This is a genomic window from Thalassobacter sp., assembly GCF_982993085.1.
Map to the genome: position 1 here is coordinate 34086 of NZ_CEZFMW010000015.1, position 7241 is coordinate 41326.

At 62.3% G+C, this 7241-nt stretch carries 9 protein-coding genes; 3 read left to right on the forward strand and 6 right to left on the reverse strand.

Annotated elements, in window-relative coordinates; genetic code table 11:
• Positions 1-56 precede the first annotated feature (56 nt).
• The 6 genes from AC4GMC_RS04330 to AC4GMC_RS04355 form a co-directional block, all read right to left on the reverse strand.
• Positions 57-437 carry a head decoration protein gene (locus tag AC4GMC_RS04330; protein ID WP_487877237.1) on the reverse strand — a complete coding sequence of 127 codons (381 nt, stop codon included), beginning with the start codon at positions 435-437 and terminating at the stop codon, positions 57-59.
• Positions 438-540: 103 nt separating this feature from the next.
• A complete protein-coding gene (locus tag AC4GMC_RS04335) occupies positions 541-1956 on the reverse strand; it encodes a S49 family peptidase (protein ID WP_487877238.1) in 1416 nt (471 codons plus the stop codon).
• Entirely contained in the window at positions 1956-3452 is a 1497-nt protein-coding gene (locus AC4GMC_RS04340) for a phage portal protein (protein WP_487877245.1), read from the reverse strand. Before AC4GMC_RS04340 ends, AC4GMC_RS04335 begins: the two co-directional genes overlap by 1 nt.
• A complete protein-coding gene (locus AC4GMC_RS04345) occupies positions 3452-3661 on the reverse strand; it encodes a phage head-tail joining protein (protein WP_487877239.1) in 210 nt (69 codons plus the stop codon). The genes AC4GMC_RS04340 and AC4GMC_RS04345 overlap by 1 nt, the downstream gene beginning before the upstream one ends.
• 3 nt (positions 3662-3664) lie before the next feature.
• Positions 3665-5704: a phage terminase large subunit family protein gene (locus tag AC4GMC_RS04350; protein ID WP_487877240.1), complete on the reverse strand. Its 2040-nt coding sequence runs from the start codon at positions 5702-5704 to the stop codon at positions 3665-3667.
• Positions 5652-6212, reverse strand: coding sequence for a hypothetical protein (locus AC4GMC_RS04355; RefSeq protein ID WP_487877241.1), 561 nt, complete (start codon positions 6210-6212; stop codon positions 5652-5654). The genes AC4GMC_RS04350 and AC4GMC_RS04355 overlap by 53 nt, the downstream gene beginning before the upstream one ends.
• 121 nt (positions 6213-6333) lie before the next feature.
• Here AC4GMC_RS04355 and AC4GMC_RS04360 point away from each other — a divergent pair, with 121 nt between their 5' ends.
• The 3 genes from AC4GMC_RS04360 to AC4GMC_RS04370 all read left to right on the forward strand — a co-directional run.
• On the forward strand, positions 6334-6516 hold the full coding sequence (locus AC4GMC_RS04360; RefSeq protein WP_487877242.1) for a hypothetical protein: 183 nt from the start codon (positions 6334-6336) through the stop codon (positions 6514-6516).
• A gap of 10 nt (positions 6517-6526) precedes the next feature.
• Positions 6527-6808 carry a hypothetical protein gene (locus AC4GMC_RS04365; protein WP_487877243.1) on the forward strand — a complete coding sequence of 94 codons (282 nt, stop codon included), beginning with the start codon at positions 6527-6529 and terminating at the stop codon, positions 6806-6808.
• A partial coding sequence (locus AC4GMC_RS04370; RefSeq protein WP_487877244.1) for a hypothetical protein occupies positions 6805-7241 on the forward strand: 437 nt, incomplete at its 3' end. The genes AC4GMC_RS04365 and AC4GMC_RS04370, both read left to right, overlap by 4 nt.

Here is a 7241-nt window from a genome sequence, read left to right on the forward strand (position 1 = left end):
GGGGAATGAGAGGTGATGCGTCAAAACGCGACGAGAAGAACGGGCGGTCCGCCGGATCAGGCAGCATCGCGGGGAATGATGCCAAGAGCTGTCAGCTGGGCATGCTTGGTGGCGGTCTTAGCCGCGTCATCGACACTCGCGTCGAACACGAGCGCCGCTTTGGACACGATGGCAGGACCGCGTAGGACGACGATGCCGGTCGCATCAGAAGCCGTTGCGTCAACGTCGTAAAGCAGGACAGCGGCTGCGTTCTGCGCGCCGTCGCTGCCGGAGGCCGTGCTGCGCTTCATCTTGCCACTGGCGGTGATGCGGCCAAGCACAGCGCCAACAGGGTAGTTGGTCCCTGCCAGCAGCGTGACGGTCTCGCGGGTGAAGTTCGGGTTCAGCTCGTATTTGAGGACATCGCCCATGGTGGGCGGTTGGGTCAGCACGGACATGGGGCATCTCCAGAAGATTGAGGAGGAAAAAGAAATCCCCCGCCGGGGAGGAGCGACGGGGGATCAGGTGGGCGGTTCGCAATGAGCGGGAGGCTACTCAAATTTAGCGACCGGCCGAGGCAGCTTTCTTAGCGGCAGCTACAATCGGGCTTTCTGTGGATTTGGGCAGTACAGGCGAAGGTGGGGCAGCTACAATGTCGCGTGCATCTGCGGCGGCGCTGGCCTGCTCCAAGACAAATTGGCGCAAAGCCTCCGGGGCAGTACCTTCGCGCAGGGCCTTCGCTGCATCGATCGCTATGCCGAGGCGGCCGGCTTGGGCGGCGATGTCTGTGATTTCGGCGGCTTCTTGGCGCAGCTGCGCAGAGACCTCTGCCAGATTGGATGGTTCCGTGGCGGTTGGCACCGGCGCAGGTAATACCGCTGAGGCGGGTGTGGGGTTCTCTTGGTTCACGTCTCCTTCGTCTTCTTTCGTATCTTCTTCACTCACGCCCTCCAGGACGGTGTCTTCGGTGTCAGTGGGCTCAGTATTTGCTTCAGTGGCATCTGTTTTGGCGCTCATGGCGGCCTCCTTTGCTCGGGGGTAGGTTGCGCGTGGCAGTCGCGCGGTGGGCGATGGGGCGGATAGGCTCTCGCGGAAGCGGGCGAAGCCACGGGTGAGGTCGATCACTTCGTCGGCTAGGCCCGCGGCAACAGCATCCGTCCCACGGAATGTCCCGGCCTCGGTCGCCAGAGCAGCGTCCTGGCTCACCTGGCCAGCGCGGCCAGCGGCAACAGTTTCGGCGAAGAGGAACCGCAGCACATCAATCTCGCGCTGGATGTCATCGCGCACGCTCTCGGGTAGCGGCTCATACGGATTGCCGTCGACCTTGTGCTGGCCCGAGTGGATCAGCGTGATCCGCACCCCAACCTGATCCAGCTGATCACTGAGGTCGGCATGCATGACCACAACCCCGATACTGCCCACGGCGCCGGTGCGCGGCAGCAGTATGCGGTCCGCCTGAGAGGCCAACGCATAGCCCGCTGAAAAGGCGTGTTCGGCGATGAAAGCCCAAACAGGTTTGTTACGGCGCAGGGCGCGGATCTGGTCAGCCAGGTCGAAGATGCCCGCCACCTCTCCGCCAAAGCTGTCGATCTCAAGCGCCACCGCGCGAACAGAAGGATCGCGCGCTGCTGCTTCGATCTGTGCGGCGATCCCCTCATAGCTGGTCTGGCCAGAGGATTGTCCGATCCAGCCGCCGCGATGGATCAAGACGCCCGAGATCTCGATTACCGCGATGCCGTCTACGACCGCGTAGGGTGTATTGCCATTTTGCTTTAGGAGGTCGGCGAGGTTGCCGGCCAGAATGCTGGCCTTTGCGGGAAGATGTGCGGCGCTATCTGATGCATCGTCGTGATCAGAGAGATCGACCGGCCGTCCCAGAAGACGTGGCCCGAGCCCTGATAGAAACGCCATGGCTTTGGACGGTTCAACGAGCAGTGGCGTATTGAAGGCGCGCGCGGCAATGCGGGCATGGAGCATCAGGGTTGTTCCTCGTCAGTACGAATGTGATCTGCGGCGTTTTCTGTAGTATCGGCTTTGTTGTCTCCGTCGTCATTTACTGGAGTGGCTTGTACCCCTTGCGCGGGCGACCCCGGCCGGCGGAAATCAAGACCCAGCGCGCGCTCGCGTGCGCGCTCCGCGGCAACCTCCCTGTCGACTTGTTCCGCGTCATAGCCCCGCTCGGCAATTGCCTGAGTGCGTGATTTGAGCCCGGCTTCGATCTGGGCGATCTCGGCATTGGCGTCTTTAAGCGGATCGACCCAGTCCCATTTGGTCGGCAGCCAGTCGGCGGCCAGCATGCGCGGGCGGTCCGCCTCGTAGCCCGGCAGGGCTAGTACGCCGGACAGAACGGCCAGATCCAGCCAGCGCGCGTAGAGCGGTCGGCAGAGCTGATAGACCATTACCGAATGCTGCCAGGCGGAGACGCGGCGGCGGAACTCGATCAACGCGAGCCGCGAGTTTGAGAAGTTTCCCTTCACCATGTCATTGGCGAGATAGGGATAGGGGATGCCGAGTGCTGCCGAGATCTGCAGCAACGTGCGGTACTGGAACGGCTCATAAGTCGCCCCGCTGTCGGCGGGCTGGCCCACGGTCACATCTTCGCCGGGATCTAAGCGCACGATCTGGCCTGGACTGATCTCGACGCCTGCGGGCATCTCCTCATCATCCAACGGGGCGAGTGGGTTCTCTGGCGCAGGCGAGGTCACGAACATCGCATACATCGCCGCGACCTTTTTCCGATCGAGTTCGGCATCGTCATATTGGTCGAGCAGGAATAGCTTCACGATGGCCGGCGCGAGTTTCGACACGCCGCGCAGCTGCCCGCCCTCGACTGGGTCGATGACGTGGATGACCTCGCTGGCGGGAACGCGAACAATCTCACCTGAGAGACCCGGGTCGGTGCTGTCGCCGGGATGGCGGCGCAAGAAGTGATAGGCGACGCGCCGCCCAATGCGATCGAACTCGATCCCCTGGCGGACCGCATTGCCGTTGCGCGCCACGCCTGTTTCATGAAGCGGCAGCATTTCTGAGGGCAGCATCTGCAGCTGCAAGGGCACTGTCAGTCCATCTTCGACCCGGCGCGGCCTGATCCGAATGAAGACTTCGCCCGCCAAGAATACCTCGCGCGCGGCGCGGCGCTGTAGCCCGTAGAAATCTGTCAGCCCCTCGGCATCAGCCTCGTCGGTCCAGGCGAGCCAGAGCCGCTGCAGCTCTTCCTTGAGTGCAGCGTCCGCGATCTTCGAGATCGGTTTGATCCCGTCGCCGACAGTGTTTGCGGCCCAGCTTTCGACCGCATTCACGGCATAGCCGTTGTTGCGCACCAGCCAGCGGGCACGGGCGGTGATGTCGGGACCGGATGCCGCGATCAGCGCGTTCACATGGGCCCGCGTTGCTTGAAACCCGCGCAGGCGCCGATGGTGCTGGCCCGCGTCAAACCCGCCGATAAACGCCCCAAGGCGCTGCCGCCAGTTCATCATAGGTCTTTCACGGCATGTGGGCGCAACACGCGCCCAGCGCTGCGCTCGAGTTTCGCGATGCGACGTTCGACGTCACCGATTGCAGCCGCCAGTTCGGCGTCGGTCCCGTAATTCACAGTCTTGCCGTCATAGCTGACAGACCGCGTGCCGCTGTAGCGCGCAGTCAACAGCGCACTGTGACGAAATTTGAGCTCATCGAGTGTCATCGGTTATTCCATGTATTTGGGCGTGCTGATCTTCCAGCCGCGCCGCCGGGGCGATGCAATCCGTCCCGCTTGAGGTTCATTTGATTTCTCAGTCTCAGCGGATTGCGCGATGGCTGCCGTTTCCACGCCGGCCTGTTTCTCCAGCTGCCGCCACATGCGCTCATCAAAGCGATCGGCCCCGAGGATCCAGGCCGCAGCCCGTGCATAGACCCGTGTGTCCAGCGCCTCGTTGCGCTCGCGCAGCTTTTGCCATTCTTGGCGAGCAAAACCGCGCTTGTTGCGGATTGTGACCAGTTGTTCGCCCACCAACTGTTTGAGCCATTCGCTGTCGGCCCAATCGGGCAGGTGGATCGTGCCCGCCGGGTTATGCACGCCTAGCGTGCGTTCTTCATCTGAGGGCCGCTCTATCCGCAGATAGCGATAGGTCTCCGCCTTGAAGGTAGCCGTAGCCACCGTCCAGAGCCGCGCCCCACGCTTGAGCTTCCGCCCATTCACGGTCGCATCGACAAAGGTCGGCCCCGACACTGGAGTCGCCCGGTTGAACCCTTCGAGACCTTTGACTGGCGCGACCTGCGATATCCCCTGCGGCCGCGCCCAGGCGTAGACCGCGGCGGTTTCATACCCGGTGTCGATGGCCAGCTTGGCAAGCGGCATCACCGCGCCGTTCTCATGCACCCAGGTTTGACCGAGCAGCTCTGTCAGTGCTTGCCAGCAGGCCGGATCACCAGGACCGCCCGGAAGCACGATGTGATCGACGAGCCAGCTTTCGAGGCCGCGGCCCCAAGCCCAGACGTCGACCTCGATGCGGTCCTTCTGGACGTCGGCACCGGCAGTCAGGAACAACCCGCCCATGGGCACCTGAGCGGCAAACACCTCACGTCGGTCTGCTAATCGCTGCCATTCTGGCGCATCGCCGCTTTCAACCCAGGTCTCGCCCAGAAGCGTGTTGCGCGCTGCGCGCAGCATCTCGTCCGAGCCTTGGGCTGCCAGCCAATCCCGCGCGATCTGCTCCCAGCTTTTCCAGCCGATCGGCGAATAGAGCGCCGAGAGATGGAAGCCGATCGCGTTCGGGTCAGAACTGGTCGCCGTTGCCCGCCATTCGCCGCGCTCGAGCATCTGCGTCTTGTGATGCTCGGCAATTGCCTGATCGCATCCTTCGCAGGCATAGGTCGCGGTTTCTGGCCGGTCCTTGTCCCAGCGCAGCCGCTCGAACTGCAGCCATTGCATATGGCCGCAATGCGGACACGGCACGAAGTAGCGCCGCTGATCGCTTGCCTCGAATTCCCGCTCGATGCGCGACAGCCCCCGGATCGTGGGGGTCGAGACCATGAACACCTTGCGCCGATGCGCGAAGGTGGTGGTGCGAGCCTCAACCAGGCTGACCGGATCGCCTTCCTCGTCTGCCGAGGCAGGATAGGCGTCCACCTCATCCAGAAACACATACCGTGCGGGCATCGAGCGCAGGCCCGTCGCGCTGTTCGCACCGGTCAGCACCAGAATGCCGCCTGGGAATTCCTTCGAAAGCATCGAGTTGCCAGCATCGCGCGAACGGGCAGGTTGTACGCGCTCCTTCAGCGCCGGACTGTCTTCAATCAGCGGATCGATCCGCCCCCGAGAGGTCCGCTTGGCCATCTCCACAGTAGGCAGCACCGCCAGCATCGGGCCCGGCGCGTGATGGATCACGAAACCGATCCAGTTGTTCCCTGCCTCCGTCGCCCCGACTTGGGCCGCTTTCATGAAGCTGACCCGCTGTGCCGGATGGTTTGGTGACAGCGCATCCATGATCGCGCGTAGATAAGGCGTCCGCGTTGTGCGGTATTGTCCGGGTTCGGCGGAGGCGCGCGAGGACAGCTTGCGGTGCGCATCCGCCCATTGCGACACTGTCAGATCCGGATCAGGCCGTATGCCGCGCTGCCAGACACGCAGGATATCCTCGGCGCCGTCAAAGGCGAGATCGAGGCCCTCGGTCAGATCAGATGTGTTCTCCCCCTCATTCAAGCGAGACCCTGAGGTCTGCCAGGGCGTCGAGCTGCTCTCGGACATGGGTTTCCAGCACCCTTTGCAGGATCGCAGTCTCGATCGTCACGGGCACCCCCGCATCTTTCTCCATCTCTGCGGATAATTGTGCGGCCATCAGAGCGGACACGCGTGTTGGCCAGGTGACCCAAGTATCGCGCTCCTGGCGGGCCAGGCGAAACACCAGCGTCTCGGCGCGTGCCCGATCGACCAGCACGCCTTTCTTGCGCTGGATCGAGAGCTGGCGTTCCTGAGCCTGGTAGACCGTTAGCGCGGTGCGCGCCTTGATATAAGACGTGCTGTCGCCAGGGCCTGAGACTGCAGGCGCAGGCCCTTCACTTGCGACACTGATGCCACCGCGTGAGCGCATCTGTTGATCCGGATCTGTCGCTGAGCCACGCCGCGCATCGGATGCGGCGGCATTGATCGAACCATCGGCGCAAAGCACCAGCCTCCCGTTTTTGCGGGCTTTTTGGACAGCGCCACGCGAAATCCTCGCATGCTCGGCATAGGCGCGCTCGGACATACCTTCCATGGCGATTGGATTGGCCTCAATGTATTGTAAATAAACAGAAAAGCCTGCCTATTTGAGTTGATTACACTTCCGCTTAGAGCGATTCTCATATCAAGCAAATTGCCTGATTGGAGAAACACAGATGCCCCTTGCCACCCGCTACAATGCCGAAGCCAAACGCCTGATGCCGCATATGGCAGACGATCTCGCGGTTGACCCCGAGATCAATAATGCCTGCCACATCGACGAGATCGTGTTCCGCCGAAGCGAATATCTGGGCGGCATGGCGGCGGTCCTCCTCGCGCTGACCCGACAGCAGAAGTGAGGGCGATCCCATGAGCACCCGCGCACAGATCGCCATTCAGGCTGGGCCCGAAGAATGGGCGCATGTTTACTGCCATTACGACGGCTACCCCGAACACATGCTTCCCGCGCTAGCCGCATGGACGCCCGACGACATCCTTGCCGCCCAGGAAATCCGGCAGGTCAGCGCCGAGGCGCTGGATTGTTTCGATCCGCCGCGGGCGCCAGTGGTCTTGCCGCGAGCAACCCGCGCCTTTGGCTACTTGTACGTCTGGCACGATGGAGCCTGGGCGGAAGCGGAGGCAAAGCAATGAGCGAGTTGGTTCTTTCCAGTCAAAACGAGGCTTATGGGTTCTATGGGCAGATGACTGCATGCGCCTTACGGGATCGCCCGACAGATCAGGTCTGGACGGTAACCTCTGCCTTCATTGGTTTGGCAACAGGCGCTGGTTCCGAGGATGAGATGACAGGCATTCGGGATTTCTTGGACAGCTCCATGGGCCGGCATTTTGCCGATGATGTGATTGACGCGTTGAAAGGCCGCGCCACGAACAATGAAGCCGCGATCATTCAGGCGATCGAGAAATGGCAGGCCTGGACCATTAGTGCGCAGACCCAGCGGAAAGAAGGCATCCCCGCAGGCCTGCCATACCTCACCGGCTGGGTGCAGCATTTTGCAATTTTGGCTGCGATGTGCGTATTTCGCGGAAGCTGGGCAGTGATTTCGCGCGATCTCGGGCACGCGTT